The sequence below is a fragment of the Streptomyces sp. NPDC005374 genome (assembly GCF_042872225.1).
Classification (GTDB): Bacteria; Actinomycetota; Actinomycetes; order Streptomycetales; family Streptomycetaceae; genus Streptomyces.
On the sequence record NZ_JBIAKA010000011.1, the window covers coordinates 247,983 to 265,874 of the forward strand.

Annotated in this window: 13 protein-coding genes; 11 read left to right on the forward strand and 2 right to left on the reverse strand. The window is 72.6% G+C overall.

What is annotated here, in order from left to right:
- Positions 1-14: 14 nt before the first annotated feature.
- The 6 genes from ACFYRX_RS28135 (at position 15) to ACFYRX_RS28160 (ending at position 9,582) form a co-directional block, all read left to right on the forward strand.
- Complete coding sequence (locus tag ACFYRX_RS28135; protein WP_389105252.1) at positions 15-1,595, forward strand: ABC transporter ATP-binding protein; 1,581 nt, start codon at positions 15-17, stop codon at positions 1,593-1,595.
- Positions 1,592-2,713, forward strand: coding sequence for an ABC transporter permease (locus ACFYRX_RS28140; protein ID WP_389105255.1), 1,122 nt, complete (start codon positions 1,592-1,594; stop codon positions 2,711-2,713). Before ACFYRX_RS28135 ends, ACFYRX_RS28140 begins: the two co-directional genes overlap by 4 nt.
- Positions 2,713-3,669, forward strand: a complete 957-nt coding sequence (locus tag ACFYRX_RS28145) for an ABC transporter permease (protein WP_389105258.1) — start codon at positions 2,713-2,715, stop codon at positions 3,667-3,669. Before ACFYRX_RS28140 ends, ACFYRX_RS28145 begins: the two co-directional genes overlap by 1 nt.
- Entirely contained in the window at positions 3,666-4,835 is a 1,170-nt protein-coding gene (locus tag ACFYRX_RS28150) for an esterase-like activity of phytase family protein (protein WP_389105260.1), read from the forward strand. Before ACFYRX_RS28145 ends, ACFYRX_RS28150 begins: the two co-directional genes overlap by 4 nt.
- Before the next feature lie 118 nt (positions 4,836-4,953).
- Positions 4,954-7,803: an ATP-binding protein gene (locus ACFYRX_RS28155; RefSeq protein WP_389105262.1), complete on the forward strand. Its 2,850-nt coding sequence runs from the start codon at positions 4,954-4,956 to the stop codon at positions 7,801-7,803.
- 147 nt (positions 7,804-7,950) lie between these two features.
- Positions 7,951-9,582: a protease pro-enzyme activation domain-containing protein gene (locus ACFYRX_RS28160; RefSeq protein ID WP_389105264.1), complete on the forward strand. Its 1,632-nt coding sequence runs from the start codon at positions 7,951-7,953 to the stop codon at positions 9,580-9,582.
- Between the two features lie 100 nt (positions 9,583-9,682).
- On the opposite strand, the gene ACFYRX_RS28165 is transcribed toward ACFYRX_RS28160, so the two are convergent.
- Complete coding sequence (locus ACFYRX_RS28165) at positions 9,683-10,633, reverse strand: NADP-dependent oxidoreductase (protein WP_389105266.1); 951 nt, start codon at positions 10,631-10,633, stop codon at positions 9,683-9,685.
- A 131-nt stretch (positions 10,634-10,764) separates the two neighbouring features.
- On the opposite strand from ACFYRX_RS28165, the gene ACFYRX_RS28170 reads away from it, so the two are divergent.
- The 4 genes from ACFYRX_RS28170 (at position 10,765) to ACFYRX_RS28185 (ending at position 15,472) form a co-directional block, all read left to right on the forward strand.
- A complete protein-coding gene (locus ACFYRX_RS28170; protein WP_389105269.1) occupies positions 10,765-11,628 on the forward strand; it encodes a helix-turn-helix transcriptional regulator in 864 nt (287 codons plus the stop codon).
- Between the two features lie 257 nt (positions 11,629-11,885).
- On the forward strand, positions 11,886-13,166 hold the full coding sequence (locus tag ACFYRX_RS28175) for a hypothetical protein (protein ID WP_389105271.1): 1,281 nt from the start codon (positions 11,886-11,888) through the stop codon (positions 13,164-13,166).
- Between the two features lie 82 nt (positions 13,167-13,248).
- Complete coding sequence (locus tag ACFYRX_RS28180; protein ID WP_389105273.1) at positions 13,249-14,754, forward strand: sensor histidine kinase; 1,506 nt, start codon at positions 13,249-13,251, stop codon at positions 14,752-14,754.
- Between the two features lie 64 nt (positions 14,755-14,818).
- Positions 14,819-15,472: a response regulator gene (locus tag ACFYRX_RS28185; RefSeq protein WP_389105276.1), complete on the forward strand. Its 654-nt coding sequence runs from the start codon at positions 14,819-14,821 to the stop codon at positions 15,470-15,472.
- A 34-nt stretch (positions 15,473-15,506) separates the two neighbouring features.
- Here the strand turns inward: ACFYRX_RS28185 and ACFYRX_RS28190 are convergent, their stop codons facing one another.
- On the reverse strand, positions 15,507-16,604 hold the full coding sequence (locus tag ACFYRX_RS28190) for an RICIN domain-containing protein (RefSeq protein ID WP_389105278.1): 1,098 nt from the start codon (positions 16,602-16,604) through the stop codon (positions 15,507-15,509).
- A 217-nt stretch (positions 16,605-16,821) separates the two neighbouring features.
- On the opposite strand from ACFYRX_RS28190, the gene ACFYRX_RS28195 reads away from it, so the two are divergent.
- Positions 16,822-17,862 carry a LacI family DNA-binding transcriptional regulator gene (locus ACFYRX_RS28195; protein WP_389105281.1) on the forward strand — a complete coding sequence of 347 codons (1,041 nt, stop codon included), beginning with the start codon at positions 16,822-16,824 and terminating at the stop codon, positions 17,860-17,862.
- The last annotated feature ends 30 nt before the right edge of the window (positions 17,863-17,892 follow it).

Sequence of the window (17,892 nt, forward strand, 5' to 3'; positions counted from 1 at the left end):
TCCGAGGAACACTGGTGGAACCCATCGAGGAAAACGACGCGGTCGTGCACGGCGCCGCGGAGAAGGCCCCGCCCGCCCTGGCGGCCACGGGCCTTGGCAAGACCTACCCCAACGGCACCCGCGCCGTGATCGACGTCGACCTGTCGGTGCCCGTCGGCGAGATCAGGGCGATCGTCGGGCAGAACGGCGCCGGCAAGTCCACGCTGATGAAGTTGCTGTACGGGCTGGAACAGCCGTCGGCCGGGCAACTCAGCGTGCACGGCAGGCCGGTCAGGTTCTCCAGGCCGCAGGACGCCATCGCCCTCGGGGTGGGGATGGTCCACCAGAACCTCATGCTGGTGCCGTCGTTCACCATCGCCGAGAACGTCGTCCTCGGCGTCGAACCGGGCCCGTTGGCCCGCGTCGACCGCGTGGCCGCCGCCGAACGTACTGCCGCGCTGGCCGAGGAGGCGGGGCTCGCCGTCGACCCGGAGGCCAGGGTCGACGCGGTGTCGGTGGGGATGCGCCAGCGCGCCGAGATCCTCAAGGCCCTGCACCGCGGCGCCCGCATCCTCATCCTCGACGAGCCCACCGCCGTGCTCACCCCCCAGGAGACCACCGACCTGTTCGGCGCGGTCCGCAGACTGCGCGACTCGGGCATGACCGTGCTGTTCATCTCGCACAAGCTCAAGGAGGTACGGGAGATCAGCGACCGCGTCACCGTCATGCGCGCCGGTTCGATGGTCGCGACCGTGCGCACCGAGGAGGCGACCCCGGCGCAGCTCGCGTCCATGATGGTCGGCCGGGAGATGTCCCTCGACGTGAAAAAGCCACCCGCCCGCCCCGGAGCGGGAGTTCTGCGGGTGCGGGACCTCTCCGGCCCCTCGGTGCACGACGTGTCCCTCGACATCGCGGCCGGTGAGATCGTCGGCCTCGCGGGCGTCGAGGGCAACGGCCAGACCGAACTCGTCGAACTCCTCGCCGGGCTGCGTCGCCCCACCGCCGGAACGGTCACCGTGGACGACGCCGACGTCACCCACCTCGACGCCGCGGGCCACCGCCGGGCCGGTGTCGCCCACGTGCCCGAGGACCGGCTGTCCAACGGGGCGGCCCTGGACCGCTCCCTCGCCGACAACCTGATCGTCGACCGCCACGACCGGCCCCCCGTCGCCCGCCGCGGCATCCTGCGCACCCGCCGCATCCGCGACCTGGCCGAGGACCTCATCGGCCGGTACGCGATCCGCGCCCCGCATCCCGACGCGACGGCCGGCTCGCTGTCCGGCGGCAACCTGCAGAAGGTCGTCGTCGCCCGCGAACTGTCCGCCCGGCCACGCCTGTTGCTCGCCGCCCAGCTCACCCGGGGCGTCGACATCGGCGCCATGCACTTCATGTACGAGCGGCTGATCGAGGCCCGGGACGCGGGCGCGGCGGTGCTCCTCGTCTCCGCCGACCTCGGTGAACTCCTCGCGCTCTCCGACCGGTTGCTGGTCATCAAGGACGGCCGGCTCGTCGCCCGCTTCGACGACCCGACCGGACTCACCGAGGAGGCCACCGGCCTGTACATGCTCGGTGTGGAACGGCATCCCGACGAGCGGATCACGGCAGGTGTCCGATGACCTCGATCCTGGAACCCGGGACAAGAGCGGAAGGGCAGGGGCGCCGGGACTTCCTGGCCACCCGACGCCGTACGGCGGTCGTCGAGTTGACGATGACCGTGCTGACCGTCGCCGTCGCCGTCCTCATCGCCTTCCTGGTGGTCCTCGCCACCGGCAAGGACGCCACCGGCGCGCTGAACGCCCTGCTCACCGGCCCGTTGGAGCGCACGCCCCGGATCGGCCGCTGGCTCGCCGACGCCACCACCCTGGCGCTGCTCGGCCTGTCCGTGTCGATCCCCTTCCGGGCCCGGCAGATCAGCCTCGGCGCGGAGGGCCAGGTGTACGCGGGTGCCCTCGCGAGCGCCCTGGTGGCGATCCATCTCCACCTGCCACCCGTCGCCGCCGTCCTGGTGCCGCTCGCCGTCGCCGCCCTCGCCGGGGGCGCGCTGGGCGCGGTCCCGGGGGTGATGAAGGCCCGCCTCGGCGCCAACGAGATCGTCGCCACCCTGATGCTGAACGCCGTCGTCGTACGCGTCTTCGACTATCTCCTCACCGACCACATCAAGGCGCCCGACAGCAGCGCCGTGCAGTCCGCCCCGGTGCGGCCCGACTCGGCGCTGCCGCTGCTCTCGGACTTCTTCGGCGTCCCCCTGGACCAGGCGAACATCGGCCTGTTCGGGATGCTCGCAGTGGCGGCGGCCGTCTGGTTCCTGCTGGCCAGGACACCGCTCGGCTACCGCATCCGGATCACCGGCTCCAACCCGGACTTCGCCCGGTACGGCGGCCTCGACGTGCCGCGCACCATCGAGTGGAGCTTCGTCATCGGCGGCGCGCTGGCCGGTCTCGCCGGGGCCCACCTCGCCCTCGGCGTCTACGGCGGGCTCCAGCCCGACATGGCCGGCGGTCTGGCTTTCGAGGGCATCGTCGTCGCCCTGCTGGGCCGCAACAATCCGGTCGGCGTGGTCGCCGCCGCGCTCCTCTACTCGTATCTGCGCGTCGGCGGCGATGTGATGGAGCAGCAGACCGACGTCGGCTCCGAGGCCGTGACCATCATCCAGGCCGTCATCGTGCTGCTCGTGACCGCGCGGGCGCTGCCCGAACTCGTCAAGCGGTATCTCGCCCGAAGGGAGGCCCGCTGATGGGCCCCGTCCTCGACGTCGTGCTCAGCACCGGATTCCTCGCGGCGATCCTCGGGGTGTCCACGCCGTACGTCCTCGCCGCCCTCGGCGGTCTGCTGGCCGAGCGGGCCGGCGTGCCCAACATCGCGCTGGAGGGCTCGATGCTGACCGCCGCCTGCACGGGCGCGCTGGTCGCCGGGTACAGCGGCTCGGTGTGGGCCGGGGCCGCCTGCGGGATCGCCGGGGGCGCGCTCCTCGCGCTGCTGCTCGGCGTACTGCACCTGTACCTCGGCGCGGACGCCATCATCGCGGGCATCGGCCTCAACCTGCTTGCTGCGGGCGCGACGGCGTACACCGTGTACGCGCTCCTCGGCGACAAGGGCGGAACGAGTCGCCTGCACAGCGGGGCGCTGCCCTCGGTACGGCTGCCGCTGATCGAGGACGTTCCCGGTCTCGGCGCGGTGCTCAGCGGGCAGAACGTGCTGACCTGGGCCGCCCTCGCCGCCGCCCCCGCGGTGGCCTGGCTGCTGTACCGGGCCCGGTTCGGCTTCCATCTGCGCGCCGTCGGCGAGCATCCCGAGGCGGCCCGCTCGGTCGGCATCCACGTGCACCGGGTCCAGTTCCGCGCCCTCGCGCTCAGCGGCGCGCTGGCCGGGGCGGCCGGAGTGTTCCTGAGCATGGGCGCGGTGTCCTTCTTCGTCACCGGTATGACCGCGGGCCGCGGCTACATCGCCCTGGCCGCCGTGTTCCTCGGCGCCCTGCGCCCCTGGGGCGTCTTCCTCGCCGCCCTCGGCTTCGGCACCGCCGAGGCCCTCGCCGTCCAGCTCGGCAACCTCGCCATCCCGTCGCAGCTGGTCTCCGCGATCCCGTACGCCTTCACCCTGCTCGCCCTCGCCTTCTTCGCCTGGCGCCGCCGGCGCGCGTCCCGCACCGCGCCCGCCGCACCACCCGGCCTGCCCACCTTGGAGACTTCATGAGCATCCGCGCCACCCGTGCCCGGATCATCGCCACCGCCGTCGTCCTCGCCGCGCTCCCCGCGCTCTCAGGCACCCCGGCCGCCGCCGCTCACGACAGCGGTATACGGCTGGACTTCCTCGGCGAGCGGGAACTGCCGAACGCCATGTCCTTCCAGGGCACCACCGTCGGCGGGCTGTCCGCCATCAGCTACGACGCGAAGTCCGGTGCGTACTACGTGATCAGCGACGACCGGTCGCAGACCGGCGCGGCCCGTTTCTACACCGCGCACGTCGACCTCACCGGCGGCACCCTGAACGGTGTCGAGCTCACCGGCACCCACCCCTGGCTCCGCCCGGACGGCACTGCCTTCCCGCCCACCTCGACCGCCACCTCCACCGTCGCACCCGACCCGGAGGGCATCGCCGTCGACCCGCGCGACGGCGGCCTGGTCTGGACGAGCGAGGGCGAACGGATCGTCCCGTCCGACGGCCCTGCCCTCCTCGGCGACCCCTGGATCCGCCGCGCCACCACGACCGGCGCCTACACCGGACAGCTCCCGCTGCCCCCTCAACTGCACATGAACTCCCAGGAGTTCGGCCCCCGCAAGAACCAGACCCTGGAAGGAGTCACCTTCACCCCGGACGGCCGGCGGATCGTCACCGCCATGGAGGACCCGCTCTACCAGGACGGTGACGACCCCACCCCCGAGCACGGCGCGCTCACCCGCATCACCGTCCACGACGCCCGCACCGGACAGCCGTCGGCGCAGTACGCCTACCCGCTGGAGCCGCTGTTCGCCGCAACTCCCGCGGGCAGTACCGACACCAACGGGGTCAGCGACCTCGTGGCCCTCGGTCACGACCGCTTCCTGGTTCTGGAGCGCGCCTCGATCTACGCCGACAACAACTGGAAGGCCCGCATCTACCTGGTCGACCTGCACGGCGCCACGGACGTCCTCGGCCGCGACTCCCTCACCGACCCGTCCGCGCGGCCCCTCAAGCCGGTCCGCAAGACGCTCGTGACCGACCTGTCGGACGTACCCGGGCTGTCCCGGGTCGACAACGTCGAGGGCATCACCCTCGGCCCGCGTCTCCCCGACGGCCGCCGCACCGTCGTCCTGGTCTCCGACGACAACTTCGCCGCACGCCAGGTGACCCAGTTCATCGCGTTCGCGATGCGCGGCTGACCTCGGCGCCGCCCTCGTCAGCGCCGCCGTGATGTGCGCCGTCGGGGTGATGGACGGCATTGACAACCGTGATCCACCAGGGTTGTCATGAGCACATGCTCCGACCTGCTGGGACCCCATGGGAACACGCCCGCTGACCGGGCGGCACGAGCTTCTCGACCTCGCCAGGGCCGAGTCGGCGGCCCGTCCCGGAGTCCTCCTCCACGGCCCCGCGGGGATCGGGAAGTCCACGCTCCTGACGGCCCTGACGGCCTCCGCGCCCGGCACCGTCCTGCACTGCTCACCCGCCGAGGACGACGCCCGGCTTCCGTTCGCCGGGCTCGTCGACCTCTTCGCGCGGGTGCCGCGGCACTGCCTGGAGTCCCTCGCACCCGAGCCCCGCGCGGCACTCGACGCGGCCCTAATGCACCACCCGGGCCCCGAGGACGGCCGGAGCCGGCTCGCGCTGCGCGTCGGCGTCCTCGACGCCCTGCGCGCGCTGGCGTCGACCGGCCCCGTTCTGCTGGTCGTCGACGGCGTGCAGTGGCTCGACGAACCGACGGCCGAGGTGCTCGCCTTCGCGGTACGCCGCCTCGACGGAACCGGCATCCGCGTGCTGGCCGCCGAGCGCGTGACCGACGGCGGGCAGCCCGAAGGACTGCGCTGCTGCCCGCCCGGCACCCTCGAACTCGCCGTGCCGCCCCTGACGGACGCCGAGGTGGCCGGCCTCGTGCGCGCCGACCTCGGCACCGACCTGCCCCCGGCGGCGCTGCGGACGGTCCAGGAGAGTGCGGCCGGAAACCCCCTGTACGCACAGGAGTTGGGGCGCGCGGCCCTGGACGGCGGCGGCGTACCGCCGCGACTGCGCGACCTCCTCCTGCACCGGGCCCGCACCCTGCCCGAGCCCGCCCGCCTCACCCTCCTCGTCGCGAGCGCGGCCGACCGCCCCGGCCTCACCGTGCTGCGGGCCACCGGGCTCCCCGACCCGGTCGCCGACCTCGCGGCCGCCGAACGGCTCGGCGTCGCGACGGCCGACGCCGAGGGGACCGTACGCTTCCGGCATCCGCTGATCCGGGCCGCCCTGTACGCCGACGCCCCGCACAGCGCCCGCAGACAGGCACACACCCTGCTGGCGCGGGCCGTCGCCGATCCCGTGGAGCGGGCCCGGCACCTCGCCCACGCCCATCCGTACGAGGACGAGGACACCGCCCGCACCCTGACGTCCGCGGCCGGGACCGCGCGCCAGGGCGGCGCGCCCGGGACCGCCTTCGAACTGGCCGCGCTCGCCGCCCGCCGCACCCCGGGCGACCACCCCGCCGACCGCGCGGGACGGCTGCTGGCCGCCGCCGAGTACGCCTGTGACGCCGGACGGCTTGAGGAGGCGGGCGAGGCCGCCGGGACCGTTCTCGCCGAGTCGGACTCGGCGCGTCTGCGGGTGCGGGCCCGGCTGATCTTGCTGCGCAACGCGGGCCAAGCCCTCGAAGGCGCCGGTGACTTGATCGAGGAAGGCCTCGAAGACGCTGCGGGAGACCCGGAGTCGGAGGCGCGGCTACATCACTGGGCCGCCGTACGGGGCCTGTTGTGCGGGGAGTTGGAGGCCGCCGACCGGCATGCCCGGCAGGCGGCACGGGTGGGTGACACGGACACCCGCATCGGGGCGCTGGCGACCCTCGCCCGGGTGCGCTCCCTGGCCGGTGACCCGGTCGCCGCGGATGCCGCGCTCGAAGCCGCCCTGACCCTGAGCGGCGGCACCGAGGGCGGCCCGGACAGCTGGCGGCTGATCCGGATGCGGGCGATCCTCGCCCTGGACTCCGACCGGGTGACCGAGGCCCACGGACAGCTGACCCGACTCCTCGCGGCCGTCGGCGAGTTCGCGGGCATCGAGGACGTACTGGCCACCCTGGTGGCGCTCACCCGGGTCCAGGTGCGCGCCGGACACTGCCGGGAGGCACTGCACACCGCGGACCGCTGCTCGCGGGCGCTGGCCGAGGCGGGCGTACAGGCCGCCCCGGCGCTGTACGCGGCGGCGCTCGCGGCGACCGCGGGCGGCAGCGTGTCCGAGGCCCGGGAACTCGCCGGGCGGGCGGTGCGCGCCTCGGAGGCCGACGGCGACCGGCTGTTCCTGGTGCGTGCGCTGGCGGTGCTGGGGCAGGCCGAACTGCTCGGCGGCGACCCGCTGGGGGCGGCGGCCGCCGTCGAGGCGCTCCAGCGGGTCAGGGCGCTGGGCACGGCGATGTGCGCCGCCGACCCGCCGTTGCTGCACTGGTACGCCGACCTGGCCGAGGCGCTGGTCGTCCTGGGCGAGAACGACGAGGCGGGAGCAGTGGTCCGCGAGGCCTACGCCCGCGTGTCCGCCGCCACGCCGGACAGTGTGCCGGCCGCCCTGGAGCGGGCGGAGGGCCTGCGGGAGGCGGGGCTGGGCCGGGCGAAGGAAGGGGCCGCACGTCTGCGGGCCGCCGTGGAGCGCCTGCGTCAACTCCCCCTGCCCGTCGAGCTGGTGCGCACCCTGATCGCCCTCGGCGCGGTCGAGCGCCGCTCGCGCCGCAGGAGTACGGCGCGCAAGGTCCTCGGCGAGGCCCTGGAGACCGCCACCCGCATCGGCGCCGCCCCGCTCGCGTCCCGGGCCCGGGACGAGCTCGCGCGGCTGGACGCCGGGGACCGCGGCGGTGAGGCGGGCAGGCCCGAACTCACGCCCACGGAGGCCAGGATCGCCGCGCTGGTCGGCGGCGGGGCCACCAACAGGGAAGTCGCCGCCGAGCTGTTCATCAGCGTCAAGACGGTGGAGGGGGCCCTGTCGCGGGTGTACCGCAAGTTCGGGGTGCGCTCCCGCACCGCACTCGCGCACGCCATGGCCGTGGCCGTCCTCGCGACCGGAGCGGCGGCCGTCGACCTGACCGACGAGGACCAAGCACGGCCGCCCACCCATGCGGTGACGGTCAGTCAGGCGGTGCGGGTCCGCGTCCCCCGCGTTCTCGGCACCCGACGCTGAGCACCCGCCGGCGAGCGCTCGCCGCTGACGTGACACGCGCAGTTAACACGTCACGCAAGGGTTCCCCCGCTTACGGGGGTGGGGCCGGTGTTCCTACGGTGAAGCCGTTCCGCTTCCGGGACACCCCCCACTCTCCGGAGGACCACAGTGAAGTCTCGTCTGAAACTGCTCGGTCTGGTCACCGTGCCGGCCCTGCTCGCCGCGGCCGTCCCCGCCGCCTACGCGGCGAACTCCGCCCAGCCGCACACCACTCGCGCGGCCGTCGCGGGAGACGTCGTGAAGGGCCTGGGCAAGCAGGCGAAGCGCACCGGTTCGGTCGCGTCCGGGAAGCGGATCCCCGTGGCGATCAGCCTGGCCCCCAGAGGGGGCACGGCACTCGACACCTTCATAGCCAAGGTCAGCGACCCGCACTCGTCGTCCTACGGCCACTACCTCTCCAAGGCCGGGTTCGCGGCCCGGTTCGGCCGCACCGACGCCGAGGTCAAGCAGCTCAAGGAGTACCTGCGGGGGCAGGGCCTGACCGTCGGCAAGGTCCACTCGGGCAACCTGCTGGTCGACGCCACCGGCACCGCCGCCCAGTTGCAGAAGGCCTTCGGCACCCGGCTGTCGACGTGGAAGGACAAGACGTCCGGCCGCTCCTTCTACGCCAACGACAGCGCACCGACCCTGCCTTCCGGTATCGCCTCCCTGGTCAGTGACGTGGCCGGCCTCAACAACCGCGTCCAGCTGCACCACCAGGCCACGCCGCACACCGTCGCCCCGCGCAACGGACCGGGCGGCGGCTACACCCCGGCCCAGCTCAAGGGCGGCTACAACGTCTCCGGCACGTACACCGGCAGCGGCCAGAAGATCGCGCTGCTGGAGTTCGACGGCTTCCAGCAGGCCAACATCACCAAGTACGACACCAACTACAGCCTGGGTTCGCCCACTCCGACCGTGTCACAGGTGGACGGCGGTTCCGGCGCCCTCGGTGACGGTCAGGTGGAGGTCGAGCTGGACATCGAGGTCCTGCACGCGATCGCCCCGAAGGCGAACGTCACCGTCTTCGAGGGCCCCAACTCCGACGCCGGTGAGGTCGACACCTACCAGGCCATCGTCGACAGCGGCATCCCGACCACGTCGATCAGCTGGGGCGCCTCCGAGAGTCAGCGCACCACCTCCAACATCAACGCCGTGGACGCCGTCTTCAAGGCGGGCGCGGCCGAGGGCCTCGGCTTCTACGCGGCCTCCGGCGACGACGGCTCCGACGACGCGGGCGACGGCACCACCACCGTCGACTACCCGGCCAGCGACCCGTACGTCACGGGCGTCGGCGGCACCAAGCTGACCGTCACCTCCGCCAACGCCTTCAGCAGCGAGGTGGCCTGGTCCGGCGGCGGTGGCGGCAAGTCCTCCGTCTTCAAGATCCCGAGCTGGCAGACGGCCGTGCAGAAGACCGCCGGTGGCGGCTACCGCCAGGTGCCGGACGTCTCGGCGCACGCCAACCCGAGCCCGGGTGTCTCCGTCTACTCGCAGGGCTCATGGTTCGCGGTGGGCGGCACCAGCGCGGCGGCCCCCGAGTGGGCGGCCTTCGCGGCCCTCTACAACCAGCAGGCCGCAGCGGCGGGCAAGGCCAACCTCGGCTTCGCCAACCCGGCTCTCTACACCGCCGCCGGCACCGGCTTCCACGACATCACCAGCGGCAGCAACGGCGCCTACTCGTCCGCCACCGGCTGGGACTTCACCACCGGCTGGGGCTCGTACAACGCGGCCACGCTGGCCACCAAGCTGCTCGGCTGACGCCGACGCCCGAGAATCCGCGGGTCACGCCGTGCGCCTCAACAGCGCGCGGCGTGACCCGCGTCGCGGTGTCGGCGTCCTCGGGCCTACGCCCTCGGGTCTACGCCGACACCGCGACCACGTGCTTGCCCACGACGCCGCCGCGCTCGAACGCCTCGTGCGCCGCGGCGATGTCCGCGAGCGGGTACACGCCGTGCACCACCGGTCGTAGCGCACCCGAGGTGACGTGACCGGCCAGGTCGCTCAGCACCGCGGTGCCCGGATTGGCGCTGAAGGTGCGGATACGGCGGGAGCCGTACACGCTCGACGCGGCGATCGCGGCCAGGGCGGTGGCCGACAGGCCGACGGTGACCATCCTGCCGCCCTTGGCCAACCGGCCCCGGTAGCAATGCAGTTCCGAGCCGACAGTGTCGACGATGACGTCGAACGGCCCGATCCGGTCCGAGGTGGTGGAGCCGTGGTCGAGGACCTCGTCGGCACCGAGATCGGTGAGCAGCCGGGCGTGGCGGTCGCGGGCCAGCGCGGTGACATGGCCTCCCAGCGCGTGCGCAAGTTGCACGGCGGCGGTGCCGACGCCGCCGGCCGCGCCTCGCACCAGGACCCGCTCCCCGGCCGCGAGGTGCACGCTGTCGCGCAGCGCGATCAGCGCCGTGGCGCCCGTCACGACCAGGGAGGCCGCGTCGACCGGTGAGAGGTCCGCCGGGGCGGGCGCGATCCGGTCCGCGGCGACGACGACATACTCGGCCGCCCCCGCGGTGGTGTGCCGCTGACGGGGATGCACCATGCCCCACACCCGGTCCCCGGCCTGGTAGCCCTCGACATCGGCGCCGGTCCCGACGACGACGCCCGCGAAGTCCAGTCCCGCCCCGATCGGGAAGCGGCGCCCCGACACCATCTTCAACTCCCCGGCCCGGACGATCACATCGTGTCCGTTCACGCTGGACGCCTCGACCGCCACCAGGACTTCGCCGGCACCGGGAGCGGGGCGGTCGACCTCGTTGATCCGCAGGACGTCCGGTGCGCCGTAACTCGTGATCTGTGCGGCCCTCATGTCGCTGTTCCCTCCGTGGTCGGCTGCTGCGGAACCGATACTGGTGCCCGCTCGCGACATCACGGTCGTTCGCCTTTTCCTGGGACCGGCAGACCCACCCTCCCGCGCGGCGCCGGGAGCATACTGGCCCCGTGACCGACTCCCCCCTCGCGCCGGCCGACGATCCGCGACGCGAACTCGCCGAATTCCTGCGGACCCGCCGAACCCGGCTGCGGCCGGAGGACGTCGGCCTCGAACCCGGCCCGAGGCGGCGCGTCGCCGGGCTGCGGCGCGAGGAACTGGCCCTGCTGGCAGGGGTGAGTTCGGACTACTACCAGCGCATGGAGCAGGGACGCGACGTGCGGCCCTCCGAACAGGTCCTGGACGCCCTCGCACGCGCCCTCGACTTCTCCGCCGAGGAGCGCCGGCACCTGCACAGCCTCGCCGCCGCCGCGCGCACCCCGGCCCGTGCCCCGCGCCGGTACGAACCGGAGGAAGTACCGGACACCACACGCCGGTTGCTGCGCACCATGCCCTCGCCCGCACTGGTCGTCGGCCGCTACCTGGACGTACTGGCCTGGAGTCCGCTGGCCGGCGCGCTGCTCGGCGAGTTCACCCGGCTGCCGGTCACGGAACGGAACCTGCTGTCCCTCCTGCTGCACCCGGAGGCCGACCAGACCTGCCCGGAGCGGGTCGCCACCGTCGCCGAGCTGACCGGGATGCTGCGCGCCCAGGTCGCCGCCGATCCGGGGCACCCGCGCGCCGTGGAGCTCGTCGGCGAACTCGCCGTCCGCAGCGACGAGTTCGCGGCGTTGTGGGCCCGCCACGACGTGCTGGAGACCACACGCGGCCAGATGCGCGTCGACCATCCGCTGGTCGGGGAGCTGAACCTGGACTGGGACGCCTACCCGCTGCCGGGAACTCCCGGCCCGATGATGGTCGTCTACACCGCGGCCGAGGGTGGCCCCGACGCCGAGAGGCTCCAACTGCTCGCCGGCCTGCTGGACCCCCGCTGACCCCACGCGGAACTCGCACGGGACCGCACCGCATGCGTTTTCCGGACCGCGCGCATCCTGCCTGCTGCCGGTGACAACCGGACCACGCGCGACAACGCTCGCCGCACCCGGGCGGCCGCAATCCTCCGCATGGGCATGCGGCCCAGCAGCAGGATGGCCGATCGGACCGGCGGTCCGGACGATCGGCCGTCGCGGTGACGCGTCAGGCGCGCCTAGCGTCCTTGTGACCAGACCACCGCGCTGTGAGGGGAACGCTGATGGAACAGCAGGAGATGACCGGAGCCCACGCCGACGACGGCACAACCGTGACCGGGGCGGCCACGGAGTTCGAGCCGGACGTCATGGACCTGCTCGTGGAAACACTGCGCCGTGCGGCCAGGGGCGAGTTGCCGGTCGTGGGGACGGACACCCTGCTCGGGGAACTCGTGTCCGGGGGCACGGACGCCGGTGAGGCGATCGCTCCCGGGATGCGGAAGGCCGGTTCGCTCAGCGGTCTCATCGCCGGCCGGGCGGGTCTCGGTTGGGTGAGCGACGACGAGGCGCATGGTGTGCCGATCACAGCCGGTGCCGGTGAGGAAGCCCATCGGGGAGCCGATGAGAGGGAGATCGACGCCGCCTGGCGCGAGGCCCGGTGGCGTTACGGCCTCGGTGCGCGCGGATCGGCCCCGGAGAACGGCCGGGTGCTACCCGGGATGACCGGGGCACTGCACGCGTGTCTGCTGCTCGCGCTCAGGTCGGCCCGCGCCGAGGGAGTGATCTCCGTGCGCAGTCGGCATGTTGCCCGTGCCCTGCTGGAACTGCCGGGCAGCCGGGCACGGGAGGCCATGGTGCTGGAGAAACTGGAACTCTCCGCCGCGGCAAGGGCGTTGGACGCGGTGGACGCGAGCGCCTCGGCACGGATCGCGGGGCCGGAATCCCGCGGCGTCACCCTTCTCCGACGAGCCGGAACGCTGGGCAGGAGCGGTAACCCCCTGACCCGCGCCCTGACTTCGTGGACCGCCGGAAGCTCCGTGAACGGCTCACCGGTTCTGTTCGCGGTGTCCGTCGAGGCCATGCGGCAGGCCGTGCGGAACGGGCGCGCCTCGGTGGAACCGCTGGATCTCCTGCTCGGGACACTGGCCCTGGACCGGGCCCTGTCCGTCGCCGGGCGCTCGCTTCCCGCGGGTCTGGCGAAGGCCAACTCCGCTCCGGCCGTGATGCGTCGGCACGGGGTACGGCAGTCCTCTCTCGTATCCCTTGCCTGGACGAACGACCCGGCTCCCGTTGGCACTTCGGCTCCGGAAGTCCCTGCCGCAGGTGTTCCCGAGAGCGGAAGGGTACGTCCGTCCGCCGCCGCCGACCGGGTCATGGCAGTGGCGCGGCTGTCGGCCGCCGAGCACGGCTCGCCCACGGTCGGGACGGTCCACCTGCTGGCCGCCCTGCTCGACGCACCGGCGTCGGAAGCGGACGCCGACGGCACGGTCGTACGACTGCTGACCGCCGACCAGGTCGATGTCGCCGCGTTGCGGCGGGAGTTGAGCCTCGGGCTGGGCGCATGACACCCGGGGTCCGCCGCGCGACAACCCCCGTCGTGGCTACCGTCTCCTGCGAAGGAACCGCTGTGACGAGCAAAGGGAGATCGTGAGTCAGGCGTCAGAAGACACAGGGCTGTCGCGCCCGTCCGTACGGCTGCGGCACACGCTGACGGGTGCGCCACGGTGGCTGCGCCATGAGGCGGCCGCGAGCTGGGTCTCGGTGCGTGCCGCCGAACGCCGTACGGTCGTCGTCGAGTCACTGCTGTGTGCCCTGACGGCGGCCTTCTGTCTGACACCGCTGCTGCTGGCGCCCCCGCACCGGCCGGCGGCGGCCGTCCTGGAGGCGTTGTGGGCGACCCTGATCGTGCCCGCCCGGCGCGGGCGGCCGATCGTCGCGGTCCTGGGGTCCGCTCCCCTGGTCGTGGGTGACAACGTGTGGACGCTGGCGGTGGCCCCGCTGGTCGTCCTGTCCGCCACCCGTCGTATCGGCCCGCCGCGGCGGGCGTGGCGGCTCGTCGGGGTGGCCTGTGCCGCCGTCGGCGTGCTGACCGTCGCCCGCGCTCTGTTCCGGCCCGGGGACCTGCCGTCGGAACTGGCCGACAACGCGGTCTCGGCGGTTCTGCTGCTCGTGCTGCCCGCCCTGGCAGGAACCCTGTGGGGTCGGCGGCGGCCCCTGGTCACCCTGCTTCGGGAACGCAACGCCTATCTGGAACAGGCCCGCACACTGACCGCCGCGACGGCCCGGCTGGAGGAACGGACCCGGATCGCGGGCGAGATGCACGATCTGCTGGGCCATCGGCTGAGCCTGATCTCGGTGCACGCCGGGGCGCTGGAACTCGCGGCCGCGCGGCAGGCACCCGCCCTCGTCGGGCAGGCCGAGCTGTTGCGCACCACCGCCGGTACGGCCATGGGTGAACTGCGCGAGATCCTCGGCGTCCTGCGGTTCGAGGAGCTCACGGATCCGACGGGCAGAGCCGCGGACGAGACGGGAACGCGGGAGGACATCAGCGCTCTGGTCATCGAATCCCGGCGGACGGGCAGCGTCGTCGAGCTGGCCTGGTCCCTTCCCGATCCGGCCGAGGTGGGACTCCGCACGCGACAGGCGATCCACCGAGTGGTCCGGGAAGGGCTGACGAACGTGCTGAAGCACGCGTCCGGCGCACCCACCAGGGTGGCGGTCAGGGGCACGGGCAGCGGGATCGAGGTGTCCGTCACCAATGAGGCACCCCGCGGGGCGGGCCGGTCCCAGGGCGGGAACCACAGCGGTCTGGCCGGCTGCCGGGAGCGGATCTCGTTGCTCGGCGGCACGTTCGAGGCGGGTGCCCTGCCGGGCGGTGGCTTCCGTATGGCGGCCTGGCTGCCGGCTCGGGGCAGCGGCATGAACGAACACTCGGTGCTCCCGGGGGCGGCGGGCCGGGGTTCTCCCGAACCCGTCCAGGGCACGGATCTCCTCCCGTCCGACGGCACCGAACCGAGAGGGGCGCGTGCCCCGCTGCCCGACGACATCCTGACCTGGCCGCGGGTCCTCGGATCGGGCTGCCTGGCACTGCTCGTGGTCCTGCCGACGGTCGCCTTCCTGATCGTGCTGCTGGCGCACGCGGCCCTGCGATGAACGGCGCTGGGGTGAACAGCCTTGGGGTGAACGGCCTTGGGGTGAACGGCTCTAGGATGAGCTGATGATCCGAGTCCTGGTCGCCGACGACGAGGCGCTGATGCGCGCGGGAATCCGGCTGATCCTGGAGAACGCCGAGGACATCGAGGTGGTCGCCGAGGCGGGCGACGGCCGGGAGGCGGTCGAGAGATGCCGGACGCAGGCCGTCGATGTGGCCCTGCTCGACATCCAGATGCCGTCCAAGGACGGAATCGCCGCTGCCGAGGACATCGCCCGGCTCTCCCCCCGTACCTGCGTCGTGATGCTGACGGCGTTCGGCGAGGAAGCGAGCGTGACGCGCGCCCTGCGCGCCGGGGCCAGCGGTTTCCTCCTCAAGGACACCGGCCCCGCCGAGCTGATCCGAGCCGTGCAACTCGCCGCGAGGGGCGAGCCGGTACTGGCTCCCCGGATCACCCGTCAGCTGCTGGACCGGCACATGCGGTCCGGCCGGGACACCGAGGCCGCCCTGCGCAGGACCGAGGAACTGACCCCGGCCGAACGGGATGTCCTACGGCTGCTCGGGACGGGGCTGTCCAACGCGGAGATCGCCGACCAGCTGTATCTGAGCGCCGGCACGGTCAAGGCGCACATCAGCCGGATCCTCACCCGCACCGGCTGCGCCAACCGCGTACAGGCCGCCGTCCTCGCGCACGACGCCGGCCTGCTCGACGACCGCTGAACCGGCCGGACGTCCACGCCGCCGACGCGCTCGGCTAGTTGGAGAAGTCCTGTGTCATCCAGACGGTCCCGTTCGCGTCCCGGAACACCGAGATGCCGATGTGCGCGAACGTGGAACTGAGGATGTTGCGCCGGTGGCCGTCGTTCGGCGGCTGTTCGGCGAGCATCTGCTGGGTGAGGTCGACCGCCGCCCCGGCGATGGCTTCGCTGTCAGTGCTGACGCCGTCGGACTCGCCGATGTTCTCGCCCGCCGCCGTCCACTTCACACCCGCGGCCGTCTCCCGGGCCCCCAACGCGGCCTCGCCCGGGCACTGGTGGGACAGGCCGCATCCGCCGGCCATCACGGTGGTGTGCGCTGCGGCACTGCGGGTCAGACCGTCACTGATCGAGTAGTCCGGCAGACCGGCCGCCTTCCGGGCCTGGTTGATCGTGGTGAGCACCTGCTGCACCGGGTCGGCGTCGACGGTGGCACTCGGGGTGGGGGTGGGCTGCGGAGTCGTCGTAGACGGACTCGGCGACGGGGTGCCTGTGCCCGCCACCGGCTCCAGCTGCCACTGCTGGTTGTCGCCTCCGGTGTCGTGGTACTGGATGATCGCCGCGCCGTCCGCCTCGGAGGCGGACATGACGTCCAGCACCTTGCCGCTGTTGCGCGACACGATCTTCACGGCGCCGCCGGTCACGTCGTCGATCTGCCATTGCTGGTTCGCGGCTCCGGAGTCGGTCGCCTGCTGGATCGCGGCGAAGTCCTCCGTCGAGGCGTCCTTGACCTCCAGCACCTTGCCGCTGTTGTGGTTGACCAACTCGTAGTAGCCGTCACCAGTGGATTTCAGCTGCCATTCCTGGTTTTTGCCGCCGTTGTCCTGATACTGGATGATCGCCGCACCGTCTGCGGTGGAATTCCCGTTTACGTCCAGCACCTTGTCACTACGCACGGATATCAGGTGGTAGTAAGTGCCGGCATCAATCGTCGCCGCCTCCGAACTGGGCTGAGAAAACAGCAGAACAGGCCCCAGGACAGCGGGTACGCCGATCAGCAGACCGGTCGCGGTCCACCTCCGCCGATGACGCCCCCGGCCCGGCTTGGCCTCGACCACGGCCTGCCGGTCCAGGCTTTTGTCACTCATATCGCTCATGCGACAGATCTCCTTGATCGCACATTTCCCTCGGGAACTCAGGGCACGCCCATCGGGTCCGTCTCTGGTGGTAGCCGATTCGAAAAAGGTTGCCGCTCCGCGCGATTGGTTGTCCGTCGGCGCAATGCCGTGCCCGGGTAGTGGGCCTAGGCTGTTGCCAGGGCTCGGAAACAGGGGAAACCCCGAGAAACAGGGGAAACAGGGGAAACTGGGGATCATGGCGATTGGGGACAAGCCCACGTCCGGACGGCCGCGCCCGTCGATGGCGGATGTCGCCCGGCACGCCGGTGTCGCACCGCAGACGGTCTCACGCGTGTCCAACGGTCACACGAACGTCGATCCCGCGACCAGGCAGCGGGTCGTGGAGTCGATGCAGGTGCTGGGCTACCGGCCGAACGGAGCCGCACGCGCGCTCAAGAGCGGACGGTTCAACACGATCGGTGTCATCACCTTCACGCTCAGAACGTTCGGGAACACGCGCACGCTCGACGCCATCGCCTCGGAAGCCGCACGCGCCAAGTACGCCGTCACCCTCATCCCCGTGCCGGACCCGACCATGGGCAGGGTCTCCGGTGCCTACGACCGGCTCAGCGAGGCGGCCGTCGACGGGGTGATCCTCGTGTTCGAGGCGCACCTCCTGGACGACGCGGAGTTCAGCCTCCCACCAGGGATTCCGATGGTGGTCGTCGACTCCGACACCGGCCCCGGGTACACCGTGGTGGACACCGACCAGGCGATGGGTGCCCGGCAGGCGACGGAACACCTGCTGGAACTCGGCCACCAGCGGGTATGGCACATCGCCGGCCCCCCGACCTCGTACTCCGCGGACCATCGGGTCGACTCCTGGCGGCGGACCCTGCGGGACGCCGGCGTCATCCCGCCCCCGGTCCTGTACGGCGACTGGACCACCCGGTCCGGGTACCGGCACGGGCTGACTCTGGGGCGGAGGCCGGAGGTCACGGCGATCTTCGCCGCGAACGACCACATGGCGCTCGGCGTCATGCGGGCCCTGCACGAACTCGGGCGCCGGATCCCCGAGGACGTCAGCGTGGTGGGGTTCGACGACATGGAGGAGACCCATGCCTTCTGGCCACCGCTGACCACCGTGCGGCAGGACTTCGCCACGGTCGGCCGGCTCAGCCTGCAGAAGCTGCTCGGCAAGATCGGCCGCACCGGTCCCGACCTGGTCGACAAGACGCTGGTCCCGACCCGGCTGGTGGTCAGGGCGAGCACCGGAGCGCCGCCGGCCTCGCCATGAGGCGAAGCGCGACGGCGCCGTGGTGGGGAT